Consider the following 15,384-nt stretch of genomic DNA (forward strand, 5'->3'; position numbering starts at 1 on the left):
ATCGCAGACCGGCGGCCAACCGGACCCGACGAGCGGCGGACCCGGCCTGCCGCATCACGCGGCGGATCGTGCGGGAGCGCCGCGTCAAGACTGACGCGGCGCTCCCTCGTCGATGCGTTCCTACGGCTCGACGACGCCGTGCGCCTCGCACAGCGTGGCGAGCTCGACCTGCGTGTCGGGGTTGGTCAGGTCGGGGATGGTCCCGGTGCAGACCTCGTCGAACGGCGCGTCTCCGGCGCTGACGACGTCGTTGACCTCGTCGGGTCCGACCAGGACCGGCGTGACCTGCACATAGGGCGTGCCGTCGTCGAGTGTGGCGTCGGTCTGGACGTCCTCACCGCTGAGGAGGGCGACTGCCACCTTGACGGCGGCCTCGGCCTCGAGCTTCACCGGCTTGTAGACCGTCGCGGTCTGCCAGCCGCCGAGGATGTTCTGCAGGCCCGCGACGTTGGCGTCCTGGCCGGAGACAGCGACTCCTCCGAGGTTGTTGTCCTGCAGCACCTTGATGACGCCCGCGGCGTTGGTGTCGTTGGCCGCCCACACGCCGTCGACCTTGCCGTTGAGCGAGGTCAGCGCCTGCTCGAAGTTCGTCTGCGACTTCGCCTGGTCCCACGCCCCCGGAGGCTCGGCCGCAGGCGTGATGCCGGCGGCTTCCATGACCTCGACCGCTCCGTCGTGGAACATCGCGGCGTTGCCGTCGGTCGGGTCGCCGCCGATGTAGACGACGACCGCGTCGGCCGGGGCGACGCCCTTGGCCTCGAGGCCGTCGAGCACGGTCTGGCCCTGCAGACGACCGACCTCGACGTTGTCGAACGACACGTAGTAGTCGGCGCCCGCGAACGGACGGTCGTAGGCGATGACCGGGATGCCCTCGGCGGACGCCTTGGCGGCGACGGCCTCGGCGGCCCCCTGGTAGTCCACGAGCAGCATCACGCCGCAGCCCTGCGTGAGCTGCTGGTCGGCGATGGTCGAGAACTTGTTGACGTCGCCCTGGGCGTTCTGGATGTCGACCTCGAAGCCCGCTGCGGTCAGGCCGTCTTCGAGGTACTTGCGGTCGAAGTTCTCCCAGCGCGGCGACGAGGCCGCGTCGGGCAGGATCACGCACGCGCGGGTGCTGGCGGCGTCGCCGCCGTCGGTGGAGTCGCCGCCGCCGTTGCCGGCACAGCCGGCTAGCAGGAGCGCCGCCGTGCCGCTGAGTGCGGCCACAGCGAGCAGTGATGACTTCTTCATCATTCGCCTTTCGTCGTCGAATCGCGATCGCGAGACATGGTGCATGTCGCGTCATGACGATCTTCAACGTCGGATGACGTTGGCGTCAAGTCTTGAACATAACGCTTTGGTCTCCGCCGATGGGCGTTCGCGGCCTGAATTCAGGAACGAAACGATTCGATCAGGCCCGACCCGTCGCGGCGCGCGTGCGACGCGAGATCGAGTCCACGATCACGGCCAGCGCGAGCACCGCGCCGGTCACCATGAACTGCACCGACGAGTTCAGGTTGAGCAGGGTCAGCCCCGACGAGATCGACTGGATGACGAACACTCCGAGCAGGGCCGCGAACGCCGTTCCGCGCCCGCCGAACAGCGACGCACCGCCGATGATGGCCGCGGCGATCGCGTTGAGGTTCGTGTCGCCGCCGCCCGAGCTCTGATTGGCCGCGGCCAGGCGCGCGGCGGCCATGATGCCGCCCACGGCCGCCAGGCTCGAGCACAGCGCGAAGACCGAGAGGTAGATGCGATCGACACGGATGCCGGCGCGCCGCGCCGCCTCGACCGAGCCGCCGACCGCGTACACGGCGCGACCCCACCTCGTGCGGGTGAGCACGAGGTGGGTGGTCACGACCAGCACGACGAAGAACAGGAACATGACCCCGACGCCGCGCGAGAGATTCAGGTACCACGACGCCAGCAGCAGACAGGCCAGCAGCACCCCCGCGCGCACCGAGATCTCGCGGTAGCTCTGGCTCTCGAGGTTCGCCCGCGCGCGGCGGCGCGCACGGCGCACGAGCGACCAGGTGTACGCCCCGACGGCGAGCGTCGCGACGGCGTACGACGCCCACGGCGGCAGGAACCACTGCTGCGCGAACTGGACGATCCACGAGTCGAACGGGATGTTGATCGAGCCCGTCTCGCCCAGCACCCACAGCTGCAGCCCCAGGAACCCGAGAAGACCCGCCAGCGTGACCACGAAGCTCGGCAGGCCGAAGCGGGCGTGGAGGAAGCCGTACAGCAGGCCCACGAGGCATCCGACCGCCACAGCGGCCACCAGCGCGACGATCAGCGGCCACTGCAGCTGCACGAAGCCCACCGCCAGGATCGCCGCCGAAAGCCCCGACACCGAGCCGACCGACAGGTCGATCTCGCCCAGCAGCAGCACGAGCACCACGCCGAGCGAGATCGTGCCGATCGACGCGCACTGCATCGTGAGGTCGACGAGGTTGCGACTGGAGAGGAAGACGGGGTTGAGCACCTGGAACGCGGTCCAGATCACCGCGAGGCCCACGATCACCGGGAGGGGGCCGAGGTCGCCCCCGCGGATGCGCGCCCACAGCCGCTGCGCCGAGCCGCGCAGTCCCTCCGCCTGAGCCTCGTCGCCGCTCACGAGTCGCTCCGGCGGCGCGGGCGCCGGCGGTCCCGCGGCGTGAGCGGGATCACCGTCGCTGCGGACTCGGGCTCGGGATCCGGATCGGGCGAGGCAGCGGCCGTCGCGGCGTGCGGGCGGCGGGCGCCGGTGTTGTCGATCGCGCCGGTGATCGCGGCGATGAGCGTCTCGCTGGTGACGTCGGCGGCGTTGTACTCGCCGTTGTTGCGGCCCAGGCGCAGCACCACGATGCGGTCGGCCACCGCCATGACCTCGGCCATATTGTGGCTGATCAGCACCACGCCGTGCCCGCGCTCGCGCAGGCGCTCGATGAGGTTGAGCACCTCGGCGGTCTGGGCGACGCCGAGCGCGGCGGTCGGCTCGTCGAGGATCACCACGCGCGGCTCGCCGATCAGCGACCGCGCGATCGCGACGGTCTGGCGCTGGCCGCCCGACAGCGACGCCACCGGGATGCGCACCGAGGGGATCTTCGCGGCGAGCTCGCGCAGCAGCGTCCAGGTGCGCTGCTCCATGTCGACCTCGTCGAGGCGTCCGTCGCGGGTCACCTCGCGCCCGAGCCACAGGTTCGCCACGACGTCGAGGTTGTCGCACAGCGCGAGGTCCTGGAAGACGGTGGCGATGCCGAGCTCCTGCGAGTCGGCGGGGCTGGCGATGGTCACCTCGTCGCCGTCGAACTCGACGGTGCCGGCATCCTGCGTGTGAACTCCCGCCAGCACCTTCACGAGCGTCGACTTGCCCGCGCCGTTGTCGCCGACGAGGGCCACGACCTCGCCCTCGTTGACCCAGAAGTCGACGTCGGTGAGGGCCTTGACCGCGCCGAAGTGCTTGCCGATGCCGCGCATCGTCAGCACGCGCTCGCGGGCGCGGCCCGCGCGCGAGGGACCTGCGGTACTCACGCGACCATCCTCACAGACGCGGTCACAGAATGCCCGCAGCCCGGCACGCGGCTTCGTACTCGGGGGTGCAGATATCGGAGATGCTCCAGAAGCCGTCGGCCACGACGGTGTCGAGAATGTCGTCCACGGTGACGGCCACCGGATCCAGCAGGGTCGCGGGCGTGCCGTCCACGTCGAGTTCGCCCGTGACGGTGCGCCCGTTCAGCAGATCGACGGCGACCTCGGCCGCGCGCGTGGCCTGCGGCTTGAGTGCCTTGTACACGGTCATGTACTGGTCGCCGCTCACGATCCGCTGCAGCGCCGTGAGCTCGGCATCCTGCCCGGTCACGATCGGGAAGGGCGACACGTTCGCGGCGCGCAGGGCCGCGACCGCACCGCTGGCGGTGCCGTCGTTGGCCGCGTAGACGCCGGCGATGTCGTCGCCGAACTGCGAGATCTGCCCGGCCACCCATGCCTGCGCCTTGTCGGGGCTCCAGTCGGGCGTCTCGTACTGCGCGAGCACTCGCAGCCCGCTGTGCGCGATCACGCTCATGGCGCCCTCGTGGAAATGCGCGGCGTTGCTGTCGGTGGGGGAGCCGTTGACCATCAGGATGCCGCCATCCGGCGTGCCGCGCTCCTCGAGCGCATCGACCAGGGCGGTCGCCTGCAGCTGGCCGACGCGTCGGTTGTCGAACGACACGTAGTAGGCCAGCTCACCGCCGGCGATCAGGCGGTCGTAGGCGATCACCGGCACGCTCTCGGCGTTCGCGGCGTTCACGATCGTGACGGCCGCTTTGGCGTCGACCGGGTCGAGCACGAGCACGTCGACGCCCGCGGTGAGCATCGACTCGGCTTGCTGCTGCTGTTTCGCGGCGTCCTGGTCGGCGTTGGCGTAGAGCACGTCGTAGTCGCCCAGCTCGGCGACGCGCTGCTCGAAGACGGGGCGGTCGAACGTCTCGTAGCGGGCGGTCTTCTTGTCGGGCAGCAGCAGCCCGATCGACCCCGCGCTCGAGCCCGACCCGGGCACGCACGCGGTGAGCACGCCCAGCAGGAGGGCGGCGACGATGGCGATGGCGAAGGGTCTTCTCACGGCAGGCTCAGCAGCTCGGGGGCGCTCTACGCCGTGAAGGCGATCACGTCGGCGTCGACGCTCACGTGGTCGAGCGCGATCGCGATGGCTCCGCGGGTCTCGGCCCACTCGCCGAACGACGCGCCCACGATCTCGGGCAGACCGCTCACCGCGGCCAGCGCCGACCGCTCCAGCGCGTGCCGCATCGGGGCCATCAGGATCTCGCCCGCCTGGGCGAGCTCGCCGCCGACGACGATCAGTTCGGGGTCGAAGAGGTTGGACAGGCTCGCCGCGGCGATGCCGATGTGCCGGCCGGCGTCGGCGATCACCCGCAGCGCGCTGCCCACGCCCGCGTCGGCTGCGGCGAGCAGGTCGCCCAGCCGCTGCATGCCCTCGCTCTCGGGGAACAGCGCGAGCAGCGCCGGGCCGCCGGCGTACGTCTCCAGGCACCCGCGGTTGCCGCAGCGGCAGATCGGGCCGTTCTCGTCGATCGTCATGTGCCCGATCTGTCCCGTCTTGCCGCTCACGCCGCGGAAGAGGTCGCCGTTGACGAGGAGCCCCGCGCTGATGGTGTGCCCGACGCGGATGTACACCGACGACGAGGCGAGGCGCCCGCTTCCTTCGCGGGCTTCGGAGAGTCCGCCCAGGTTCGCTTCGCTGTCGACGTACGCGGGGCGCCCGATGCGGGCGCTGAGGCTCTCGGCGACGTCGACGCCCTGCCACCCGGGCAGCAGCCCGGGGGTCGACACCATGCCGGTGCGCGGGTCGATCGGGGCGGGAAGTGCCACGCCGACGGCGAGCAGGTCGCCCAGCGAGCGGCCGAGCGACTCGAGCATCTCGGACAGCAGGATGCTCAGCCGGTCGAGTTCGGCGTCGTGGCGATGCCCGGGGGCGAGCGGGATCACCGTCTCGGCGACCGTCGTGCGGGTGGCATCGGCGATCGCGATGCGCAGCTGCCGGGTCGAGAAGTGCACGCCCGCGACGAGGCCGACCTCGCGGGCGAGCGAGACGAGGGTCGCGCGGCGGCCGCTGCGCGACGTGAACGAGGTGTGCAGGATGCCGGACGCCGTCAGCTCCTTGACGATGTTCGACACCGTGGCAGGCGACAGGCCCGTGCTGCCGGCCAGCTCGATCTGCGTCAACCGCCCGCTGCGCTTGAGCGAGTCGACGATGCGCGCCCGGTTCGCCTCTCTCAGTGAGGATTGCGAGCCGGGGGGAGTGTTCCGGCCTACCACATCGCCACTGTACCCGAAGGCGCATATTCGAGGCTCGTGGGAATCCACGGGGAGAAAGGCGACGGATGCCCCTTCCCGGCCGCGCGGACGGTCAGCGCCGGTCGGCCACGAGGCGGATCTGCACGATGTTGCCGGACTCGTCGACCTCGGCGACGGAGGGATGGGCCTTGACGAACTCCGAGAAGCTCTTGTGCCCGAGCGCCTTTTCGCTGAAGGACGGATCGAGGCGCTTGATGAGGCTCTTCACAGCCGAGGCGTGCTGCCAGTCCGAGCCCTCCTTGTCGCTCTCAAGCCGCAGGGCGCGCTCGAGCAGGTCCTCGGTCGGGTCGGTCGACGGCTTCTTCGTGCGGCGGCGCGGGGCCGAGGCATCCTTCTTCTCTGCCTCCTGCGCCTGTTGCGGGGCCGGCGCCACCCCTGGCAGCGCGTCGTAGGAGTCGAACTGGTCGCACGCGGCCGCGAGCGACTTGGCGGTGGAGCCGGCGACCCCCACCCCGACCACGAAGCGCCCGAGGCGCTTGCAGCGCTGGGCGAGCGGCACGTAGTCGCTGTCGCCCGCGACGATCACGACGTGCGTGAGGTCGGGCAGGCGGAACATGTCCTCGACGGCATCGACGGCGAGCCGGATGTCGGCGCCGTTCTTGGCGTACGCGGCCGCGGGGAACAGCTGCACGAGGTCCACGGCGCGCGCGACCAGCTGCGACCGGTACTCGGAGTTGACCGGTGCCGACCAGTCGGCGTACGCGCGGGTGAGCACGAGGGTGCCGAAGGATGCCGCGTAGTCGATGATCGCGCCGACGTCGACGGTCGCTCGGGCGAGGCGGTCGGCGACCTCGGGGTCGGTCGGGGCCCCGGCGATGCGCTGCCGATCGCGCGAGTAGGCGTTGCGCCCGTGCACGCGGTCGTACCACGACATCACGATGTTGTCGAAGTCGAGGTAGACTGCCACGCGCGGCGTGCCCTCGGCCATCAGTTCGCCTCCGACGGGTAGCGCAGCCCGATCTGGCGCCTGACCTCGTCGAGGGTGCCCATGATCGCGACGGTCTCGTCGATCGGCAGCAGGTCGCTGTCGGTGCGTCCCGCCGCGATGATGCCCTCGGCCGCGATCGCCTGGTACTGCATGCCGCGCCCCTCGACCTCGGACACGTAGTCTTCGAGCACCGTGCCGCCTGCAGCGGTGACGCGGAACGAGGTCGCGTTGTACCAGACCCGGTCGATGTCGATGCGCGCGTCGACGCCGACGATGTGAGCGGTGTTCGGTCCCGCCGAGCCAGACGCCGAGATCGACGTCGAGATCGCGCCGCCTGCGTGCGTGAAGATGGTGGCGACCTCGTTGTCGGCGCCCGTCTGGCCCAGGTGCGCGGCCGAGGCGATGGTGAGGGGCGCGCCGAGCACGTCCCACGCGAACGAGATCGGGTAGATCCCGAGATCGAGCAGGGCCCCGCCGCCGAGTTCGAGCGCGTTGATGCGATGGAGCGGATCGGACGAGATGCGCTGGGTGTGGTCGGCGAACACCGCCCGCACGTCGCCGAGCGTGCCGGCGGCGAGGATTTCGCGGATGCGGACCATATGCGGCAGGTACCGCGTCCACATCGCCTCCATCGCCAGCAGCCCGCGCTCGCGGGCGACGTCGCGCACGCGGGCGGCCTCGGCCGCGTTGAGCGTGAAGGGCTTCTCGACCAGCACGTGCTTGCCGTGCTCGAGCGCGAGGATCGCGTTCGCGGCGTGCTGCGGATGCGGCGTGGCGACGTACACGATGTCGACGTCGGGATCTTCTGCGAGCGCCTCGTACGACTCGTGCGCGTGCGGGATGCCGAACCGTGCCGCGAACTCGGCGGCCGCCCCCGGGCGGCGAGCGCCGACGGCGGCGACGTCGAGGCCGGCGGTGCGCAGGTCTTTCGTGAAGAGCGAGGCGATGCCGCCCGCGGCGAGGATGCCCCAGCGCAGGCCTTTTTCAGGGGTCGTCATGCTTCCCGAGCGTAGCGATCCGGCGGGGCGCGCGGGCGGGGCATCCGTTCACCGGCCCCTCGGCGCGACCGGCGCCGGCAACGGGTCAGCCGGCGGCGTCGAGCGCCCGGGCGAGGTCGGCGACGATGTCGGCGGGGTCTTCCAGGCCGATCGAGAGGCGGATCGTCGTCGGGGTGATGAGCGACTCGGCCAACTGCGCGGGCGAGAGGTGGCTGTGGGTCATCGACGCCGGGTGCGCGACGAGGCTGCGGGCGTCGCCGATGTTGGCGACGAGTTTCACCACGTCGAGGCCGTCGACGACCCGCTGCACGAGATCCCAATCGGCTCGGGCGTTTGGGGTGGGAACCAGATCGAAGGCGAAGACGGATGCCGCGCCCCGCGGCAGGTACCGACGGGCCAGGGCGTTCCAGGGCGAGGTCTCGAGCAGCGGGTGGTGCACGCGGGCGACGGCGGGGTGGGCGTCGAGGAACCGGGCGATCTCGAGCGAGGACGCGCTGTGCCGCGCCATGCGCAGGTCGAGGGTCTCGACGCCCTGCAGGATCTGGAACGCGTTGAAGGGCGAGATCGACGGGCCGAGATCGTGCACGTACTTCGATTTGATGAGAGCGACCAGCGCGAAGCCGTTGGGGCCGAAGCGGTCCCACAGCACGATGTCGCCCACGCGCGCGTACGGCTTGGTGAGCTGCGGCCAGCGGTCGGGCTCGGCGCCGAAGTCGAACGTGCCGAGGTCGACGACGATGCCGCCCATCGAGGTGCCGTGGCCGCCGAGGTATTTCGTCGCCGAGTGCACGACGATGTCGGCGCCGTGCTCGCCCGGACGCACGAGGGCGGGGGTGGCGACCGTGTTGTCGATGATGAGCGGCACGCCGGCGTTGTGCGCGATGTCGGCGACGGCGCGGATGTCGAGCACCTGCGCGATGGGATTCGTGATCGACTCCGCGAACAGTGCGCGGGTCTCGGGGCGCACCGCCGCGCGCCAGGCGTCGAGGTCGTCCTGGTCGACGAAGGTCACCTCGATGCCCCAGTCGGCGAAGGTCTCTTGCAGCAGGTCGACCGTGCCGCCGTAGAGCTGGCGCGCCGCGACGACGTGCTCGCCCTTCTTGGCGAGCGCGAGAAGGGTCACGGCGACGGCGGCCTGGCCGCTGGCGACCGCCGCGGCGGCGCGTCCGCCCTCGAGCGCGGCGACGCGCTCCTCGAGCACGAGCTGGGTCGGGCTGGCGTTGCGGCTGTAGAGGTTGCCGGCTTTGCGCAGCGCGAACAGGTCGCGAGCGTCGGCGAGCGAGGCGAACTCGTACGCGGTGGTCTGGTAGATCGGGGCGACCGCGGTGTTCTGCGCGATCGCCGTGGTGAAGCCGGACTGCACCTGCCGGGTGGCGAAGCCGGGGTTGGCGGGCTCGGACGTCGTCATGGTCCCATCATCGCGCTGCGGGCGCCGTGCGAACGACGAGTGTGTCCACGCGTTTCGCTACGGCACAAGCACGATCTTGCCGTCGACGCCGCCCTGTTCCAGCAGCCGATGCGCTTCCGCCGCCTCGGCGAGCCGCAGCGTCGGTCCGATCTCGATCGAGAAGCGCCCGGCCGCGAGCAGGGCCAGCACCACCGGCATCGCCTCGGCGCGCCACGCGAGCTGCTGCGGGGTGAGCGGCTCGGGCGAGCCGCCGCCGAAAGCACGGATGCCGCGGGCCGAGGCATCCGCCCCTCTCACGAGCGTCGCGACCCGCGCGCGGTCTGTGACCAGCAGGGCCGAGACGTCGAGGGCCTCATCGGTTCCGGCCGCGTCGATCGCGACCGTCACGCCGTGCAGGGCGAGCGCGCGCACGCGGTCTGCCAGGCCCGGTCCGTAGGCGACGGGCGTCGCGCCGAGCGCGCGGACGCGGCCTGCCCGACGCGCGGACGAGGTCGCGATCGCCTTCGCACCCCACAGCGTCGCGAACTGGATGATCGCCTGGCCGACCGCGCCGGATCCGCCGTGCACGAGCAGCGTGTCGCCCGTGCCGACATCGAGCGAGCGCAGGGCCTGGTAGCCGGTCCCCACCGGCACGCCGATCGCCGCGCCCTCCGCCGCCGTGACGAGCGGCGGGAGCCGGTGGGCGTGCGAGGCGGGCACGACGAGGTCGGTGGCGTACGCGCCGGGCGCGCCGAACACGGCCACGAGGTCGCCGACGCGCAGTCCCTCGACGCCCTCGCCGAGCGCGGTGACGACTCCCGCGGCGTCGGTGCCGATGCGGCGCGGCGCGGTGATGTCGGGCGAGGGCCGCACGCGGCTGCGCAGCTTGCCGTCGATCGGGTTCACGCCGACCGCCTCGACGGCCACGGCGACCTCGCCCGGCCCGGGCGGCGGCGCCTCGATCTCGACGAGGGTGAGCACCTCGGGTGCGCCGAACTCGGTGTAGACGATCGCGTGGGGCATGGTCTTTACGCTAGCGCCGCGAGGACCGCGGTCCCGGCTGCCCGACGACCGGCGCCAGGGGCGTGATCCCCGGGCTCATACGGGCCCGGAGCCCGTGCCTGAGGCCGGTGTCGCCGAAACGCGGCGCAACCGGGGGCAATATCCCGACACGGTGCGCCGGCATCGTCGCCCGGTCGCTAGCCTGCCGCTATGCCCGATATCTCACTGAGCACCGCGCGCGACGCGGTGCTCGTCTCTTCGTCGGATGTGCGCGCGTCTGACGTCGTGGTCGTCGAAGCGCGCCGCGGCGACGAGGATGCTCCCGCAACGATCGCGGGAGCTCGCGTCGCGGTTCTCGGCCGCGATCTCGCCGGCCCGCCGACGGCCGAGGGCGGGCGCTTTCCGCTGCCGCGGGGCGACGCGCTCGCCGACACTCTGCGCCGCTGGGGGATCGACCCGACGACACCCGTCGTGGTCGCCGCGAGCACACCCGAGGACGTGACCGTCGCGACCCGCGCGTGGTTCGTGCTTCGCGCCGCGGGCGTCTCGGATGTGCGCGTGCTCGACGGGGGCGCCTCGGTGTGGGGCCGGCACGCTCAGGCGCACACGGATGCCGCAGACGCTGCCGAGGCGTACGGCGACGATCCGCGCGGCCACGACGTGCGCGTGTGGTCCATCCCAGGCGCGCGAACGCTGGACGCGTCGGCGGCGCGCGAGCTCGGAGCCTCGGGCGTGCTCGTCGACGCCCGCCCCGCATCGGCCTTCGAGGCGGGGCGCATTCCGGGCGCGGTCAACGCACCAGGATCCGGCCTCTTCCGTGATGGCCTGCTCATCGACGACGACGCGCTGCGCGTGTGGGCCGAAGAGCTCGGCGTGACCGGCGGAGCAGACATCGGCGCCTACTGCGGCGGCGGCGTCGCGGCATCCGCCATCGTCTTCGCGCTGGCGGCCATCGGGATCGACGCGGGGCTGTACGTCGGTTCGTGGTCGGCGTGGAGCGCCGACCCGACGAACCCGGTCGAGCGCTGACGATACCGCCGGACTGCGAGCGTCGCCGCACGCAGCGGCGCCATCGGACGACCACCGCGTCGGCAGTGACGGTTCGACTCCTCTGCCGGGCCGACCTGGGCCGCATTCAGCGCTCGGTGAGCGCCTTCGCGATGCGCTGCAGCGAGACCGGCTCGGCGGTGCCGAGGCGCTGGGCGAACAGGCTCACGCGGTACTCCTCGAGCAGCCACCGCACACGCACGAGGTGTGCGGGAGCATCCGGTGCGGGCGGGATCGTGCCGCCGGCATCCGTGTACTGCGCGGCCGCGCGCTCGAACTCGGTCTGTCGCTGACGGTCACGGCCCGGGTTGTCCGAGAGCGCGTTGATGCGCTCGAGCGCGCCCTGCAGGTAGCGCGGCACGTGCGCGAGACGCGCGAGCCCGGTGCGCGACACGAACCCCGGGAACACGAGCCCGCCCAGTTGCGCCTTCACGTCTCCGAGCGCCGCGAGCAGGGTCAGCGAGTTCTGCGACCGCATCGCCCGCTCGGCCTCTCGGGCGAGGGCGAGGATGCGGGCGGCGAGTGAGACCGCGGCGAACGACTCGTCGACGACCGCCGCCGAGAACGCGTCGCGCACGGCCTCGAACACGGCGCGGGCGCGGATGACCCCGCCAGGAGCGGTGCGGTCGATCACCGCGTCGGCGACGGCGAGCCGGGCGTCTTCGATGAGCGCCTTCGCCGACGGGTACGGCGACGCGGCGAGGGCCAGCTTCTCAGCCGAGGTGAGGTGTTCGAGCACGTACGCCGCGGGGGAGGGCACCGCGAGCAGCAAGAGCCGTCGCGCGCCCGCGCGGGTGGCGGATGCCGCTGACTCGGGCGTCGACTCGATGCGCAGCGCGACCGAAGAGCCGTCGTCGACGATCGCGGGGTAGCCGCGCACCACGCCGCCGGCGACCTTCGTGTCGACGACCTCGGACAGATCCTCGAACGTCCACTCGGTGAGGCCGGTGCGCTCGGTGAAGGCCGCGGCCAGGCCCTGTCGTTTCGTCTCGCTGTGCTCGCTCGACGCCCCGCGGGGGGTGGGGAGCGCGCCGGTGCCCGGTGCGCTCAGCGGCCCGCGGGGCGGGACCCCGCCCCCTCGGACTGATCGCTCGACCGCGCGTGCCACCGAGGTGCGGGCGCGCCCGGCGAGGCGGTCCTGCAGCGCGGTCAGGTCGCGGTCCGAGCCTGCCGCTCGACCGCGTTCGTCGACGGCGCGGAACGACATGCGCAGGTGACCGGGCACGCGCTCCAGGTCGAAGTCGGCGGCGATCACCGGCTGGTTCGCGATGCGCTGGATGCGGGCGGCGAGCGCCTCGCGCAGCGGGAGCGGCGGCATCCCGTCGTGGGATTCGGGCCCCTGGCCGCGGAGTTCTTCCGAGAAGCGCGCGGCCCAGTCGGCCGCGGGCACGACATGCCGGCGGATCGCCTTCGGCAGCGCGCGCAGCAGGCCGGTGATGAGCTCGTCACGCATGCCCGGCACCTGCCAGTCGAACCCGTCGGGACGCAGTTGGGCAAGAAGCGCCAGCGGCACGACCGCAGTCACCCCGTCGTCGGGCGCGCCGGGCTCGAACCGGTACGCCAGCGAGAGCACCTGGTCGCCCTGCCGCCACCGCGCCGGGAAGTCGCGCTCGTCGGACCGCGCCGACTCGTCGAGCAGGTCGGCCTCGCTCATGTCGAGCAGGCGCGGCGTGCGGGCCTGCGCATCCTTCCACCAGGTCTCGAACGAGCGCGCGTCGAAGACGTCGCGGGGAATGCGCGCGTCGTAGAACGCGAACACCGCCTCGTCGCCGACGAGGATGTCGCGGCGCCGCTCGCGCTCCTCGACCTTCTCGAGGCGCCGACGCAGTTCGAGGTTGCGCCGCTCGAACGCGGTCAGGCGCTTGTCGCCCGGCGGCTCCCAATCGCCCTCGACCAGCGCGTGCCGCACGAACAGCTCGCGGGCGAACGGCCGGTCGAAGCGCGACAGCTGCACGCGCCGCCGGGGCACGATCTCGACGCCGAACAGCGTCACCTTCTCGTAGGCGGATGCCGCACCCGCCGACTTCGACCAGTGCGGCTCGCTCAGCGAGCGCTTCGCGAGATCGCCCGCGAGGTCTTCGGCCCATGCCGGGTCGATCGCGGCGACCGTGCGGGCGAACAGGCGACTCGTCTCGACGAGCTCGGCGGCCATGACCGCGGAAGGGGTCTTCTTGCGCAGGCCCGATCCGGGGAAGACCGCCCACCGCGCGCCGCGCGCGCCGACGTATTCGCCGCGCGCGGGACGCCCGCCTCCGGGCCGGTCCGCCGGGGCGCGGCGATCCTTCGGCGGGTTGATCGTGCGCGCGTCGAGCACGCCGATGTGAGACAGCAGTCCCGACAGGATCGCCTTGTGCACGGCATCCGGATCTGCCGTGGTCGTCTCCTGATCGCGCGGCGCGCGCACGAGCTGCGACAGCTGCCGGTGCACGTCGGCCCACTCGCGCACCCGCACGTAGTTGAGGTGCTCGGCGCGGCACAGGCGCCTGAAGGCGCTCGAGCCCAGCTGTGCCTGCTGCTCCTGCAGGTGGTTCCACAGGTTCAGGAGCGACAGGAAGTCGCTGGTCGGATCGGTGAACCGCGCGTGCAGCCGGTCGGCCTCGTCGCGGCGATCCTCGGGGCGCTCGCGCACGTCCTGGATCGACATGCCGGCGACGATCGCGAGCACGTCGCGCAGCACGCCGGTGCGGCGGGCCTCGACGAGCATGCGCGCGAAGCGCGGGTCGATCGGCAGGCGCGCGAGTTCGCGCCCGAGGTCGGTGAGACGGGGGCCGGATGATCTCGATACACCGCCTGCGGCGGCACTCGATCCGGCGGCCTCGCCCCCGCGCTGCGGCACGTTCACCGCGCCGAGCTCGACGAGCAGATCGAACGCCGCCTTCACACCTCGCGAGTCGGGCGGAGTGAGGAACGGGAACGCGTCGATGTCGCCGAAGCCGAGCGCCAGCATCTGCAGGATGACCGCTGCCAGGCTCGTGCGCAGGATCTCGGGCTCGGTGAACTCGGGGCGGCGCGCGAAGTCGTCCTCGGCGTAGAGGCGGATCGCGATGCCCGGCGCCGTGCGCCCCGCGCGTCCGGAGCGCTGCTGCGCCGAGGCCTGCGAGATCGCCTCGATCGGCAGGCGCTGGATCTTCGAGCGGTTGCTGTAGCGCGAGATGCGCGCGGTGCCCGTGTCGACCACGTACCGGATGCCGGGAACCGTGAGGCTCGTCTCGGCGACGTTCGTGGCGAGGATCACACGCCGCCGCACGCCCGCGACGGCCGACGGCTCGAACACGCGGTGTTGCTCGGCCGCGCTGAGCCTGCCGAAGAGGGGCAGCACCTCGGTGGGCGCGGCATCCTTCGCATACATGCCGCGCACCGCATCCATCGCGTCGCGGATCTCGGCCTCGCCCGGAAGGAAGACGAGCACGTCGCCCGCGGGCTCCCGGTCGAGCTCTCGCAGGGCGGTGGTGAGGGCGTCGATGTCGTCCGCCTCGTCGGCTCCTGCAGAACTCCTCCGATTCTTCGGGCGCGGGGCCGAATCGGCGCCGCCAGGGTGCGCAGGGTCACGATCCGGAGGAGTTCTGCCGATCGAATCGTCCTCGCCGCCCGGCCGGTATCTGACCTCGACGGGGTAGGTGCGCCCCGACACCTCGATGATCGGGGCGGGAGTGCCATCGCGAGACGCGAAGTGCTTCGCGAAGCTCTCGGGATCGATCGTCGCGCTCGTGACGATCACCTTGAGGTCGGGGCGCTGGGGAAGGATGCGGGTGAGGTAGCCGATCAGGAAGTCGACGTTGAGCGACCTCTCGTGCGCCTCGTCGACGATGATCGTGTCGTAGCGGCGCAGCAGCCGGTCGCGGTGGATCTCGTTGAGGAGGATGCCGTCGGTCATCAGCGCGACGCGCGTGTCTGGCGACACCTTGTCGGTGAAGCGCACCTTGTAGCCGACGGTGGTGCCGAGCGGCACCCGCAGCTCTTCGGCGACCCGCTCGGCGATCGTGCGGGCCGCGATGCGCCGCGGCTGGGTGTGGGCGATCGAGGTTCGGCCGAGCTCGAGGCAGATCTTCGGCAGCTGCGTGGTCTTGCCCGAGCCGGTGGCTCCGGCGACGATCACGACCTGATGGTCGCGGATCGCGCGCGCGATCTCGTCCCGTGCGGCGCTGACGGGCAGCTCCGGCGGGAACGAGATGATCGGTTCGGGGGAGGACACAGCCTTCGATCGT

11 protein-coding genes are annotated in these 15,384 nt (G+C 71.9%); 1 reads left to right on the forward strand and 10 read right to left on the reverse strand.

What is annotated here, in order from left to right:
• Positions 1 to 120: 120 nt before the first annotated feature.
• The 9 genes from AB1K54_RS03160 to AB1K54_RS03200 form a co-directional block, all read right to left on the reverse strand.
• A complete protein-coding gene (locus AB1K54_RS03160) occupies positions 121 to 1,230 on the reverse strand; it encodes a sugar ABC transporter substrate-binding protein (RefSeq protein WP_371201256.1) in 1,110 nt (369 codons plus the stop codon).
• Positions 1,231 to 1,390: 160 nt separating this feature from the next.
• On the reverse strand, positions 1,391 to 2,599 hold the full coding sequence (locus tag AB1K54_RS03165) for a sugar ABC transporter permease (RefSeq protein WP_371201257.1): 1,209 nt from the start codon (positions 2,597 to 2,599) through the stop codon (positions 1,391 to 1,393).
• A complete protein-coding gene (locus tag AB1K54_RS03170) occupies positions 2,596 to 3,441 on the reverse strand; it encodes an ATP-binding cassette domain-containing protein (RefSeq protein ID WP_371201469.1) in 846 nt (281 codons plus the stop codon). Before AB1K54_RS03170 ends, AB1K54_RS03165 begins: the two co-directional genes overlap by 4 nt.
• Positions 3,442 to 3,517: 76 nt before the next feature.
• The gene (locus tag AB1K54_RS03175; protein ID WP_371201258.1) at positions 3,518 to 4,564 is read right to left on the reverse strand and encodes a sugar ABC transporter substrate-binding protein; all 1,047 of its coding nucleotides are present in this window, start codon (positions 4,562 to 4,564) and stop codon (positions 3,518 to 3,520) included.
• A gap of 26 nt (positions 4,565 to 4,590) precedes the next feature.
• Entirely contained in the window at positions 4,591 to 5,778 is a 1,188-nt protein-coding gene (locus tag AB1K54_RS03180) for an ROK family transcriptional regulator (protein ID WP_371201259.1), read from the reverse strand.
• Positions 5,779 to 5,869: 91 nt separating this feature from the next.
• Positions 5,870 to 6,745: an NYN domain-containing protein gene (locus tag AB1K54_RS03185; RefSeq protein ID WP_371201260.1), complete on the reverse strand. Its 876-nt coding sequence runs from the start codon at positions 6,743 to 6,745 to the stop codon at positions 5,870 to 5,872.
• Positions 6,745 to 7,743, reverse strand: a complete 999-nt coding sequence (locus AB1K54_RS03190) for a Gfo/Idh/MocA family protein (protein ID WP_371201261.1) — start codon at positions 7,741 to 7,743, stop codon at positions 6,745 to 6,747. The genes AB1K54_RS03185 and AB1K54_RS03190 overlap by 1 nt, the downstream gene beginning before the upstream one ends.
• 85 nt (positions 7,744 to 7,828) lie before the next feature.
• The gene (locus AB1K54_RS03195) at positions 7,829 to 9,151 is read right to left on the reverse strand and encodes an O-acetylhomoserine aminocarboxypropyltransferase/cysteine synthase family protein (RefSeq protein WP_371201262.1); all 1,323 of its coding nucleotides are present in this window, start codon (positions 9,149 to 9,151) and stop codon (positions 7,829 to 7,831) included.
• A gap of 57 nt (positions 9,152 to 9,208) precedes the next feature.
• On the reverse strand, positions 9,209 to 10,153 hold the full coding sequence (locus AB1K54_RS03200) for a zinc-binding alcohol dehydrogenase family protein (protein ID WP_371201263.1): 945 nt from the start codon (positions 10,151 to 10,153) through the stop codon (positions 9,209 to 9,211).
• A gap of 189 nt (positions 10,154 to 10,342) precedes the next feature.
• On the opposite strand from AB1K54_RS03200, the gene AB1K54_RS03205 reads away from it, so the two are divergent.
• On the forward strand, positions 10,343 to 11,161 hold the full coding sequence (locus AB1K54_RS03205; protein WP_371201264.1) for a sulfurtransferase: 819 nt from the start codon (positions 10,343 to 10,345) through the stop codon (positions 11,159 to 11,161).
• 106 nt (positions 11,162 to 11,267) lie between these two features.
• On the opposite strand, the gene hrpA is transcribed toward AB1K54_RS03205, so the two are convergent.
• On the reverse strand, positions 11,268 to 15,371 hold the full coding sequence (hrpA, locus tag AB1K54_RS03210; RefSeq protein WP_371201265.1) for an ATP-dependent RNA helicase HrpA: 4,104 nt from the start codon (positions 15,369 to 15,371) through the stop codon (positions 11,268 to 11,270).
• Between the last annotated feature and the right edge of the window lie 13 nt (positions 15,372 to 15,384).

The sequence above is a fragment of the Microbacterium sp. BWT-B31 genome (assembly GCF_041379855.1).
Taxonomy (GTDB): domain Bacteria; phylum Actinomycetota; class Actinomycetes; order Actinomycetales; family Microbacteriaceae; genus Microbacterium.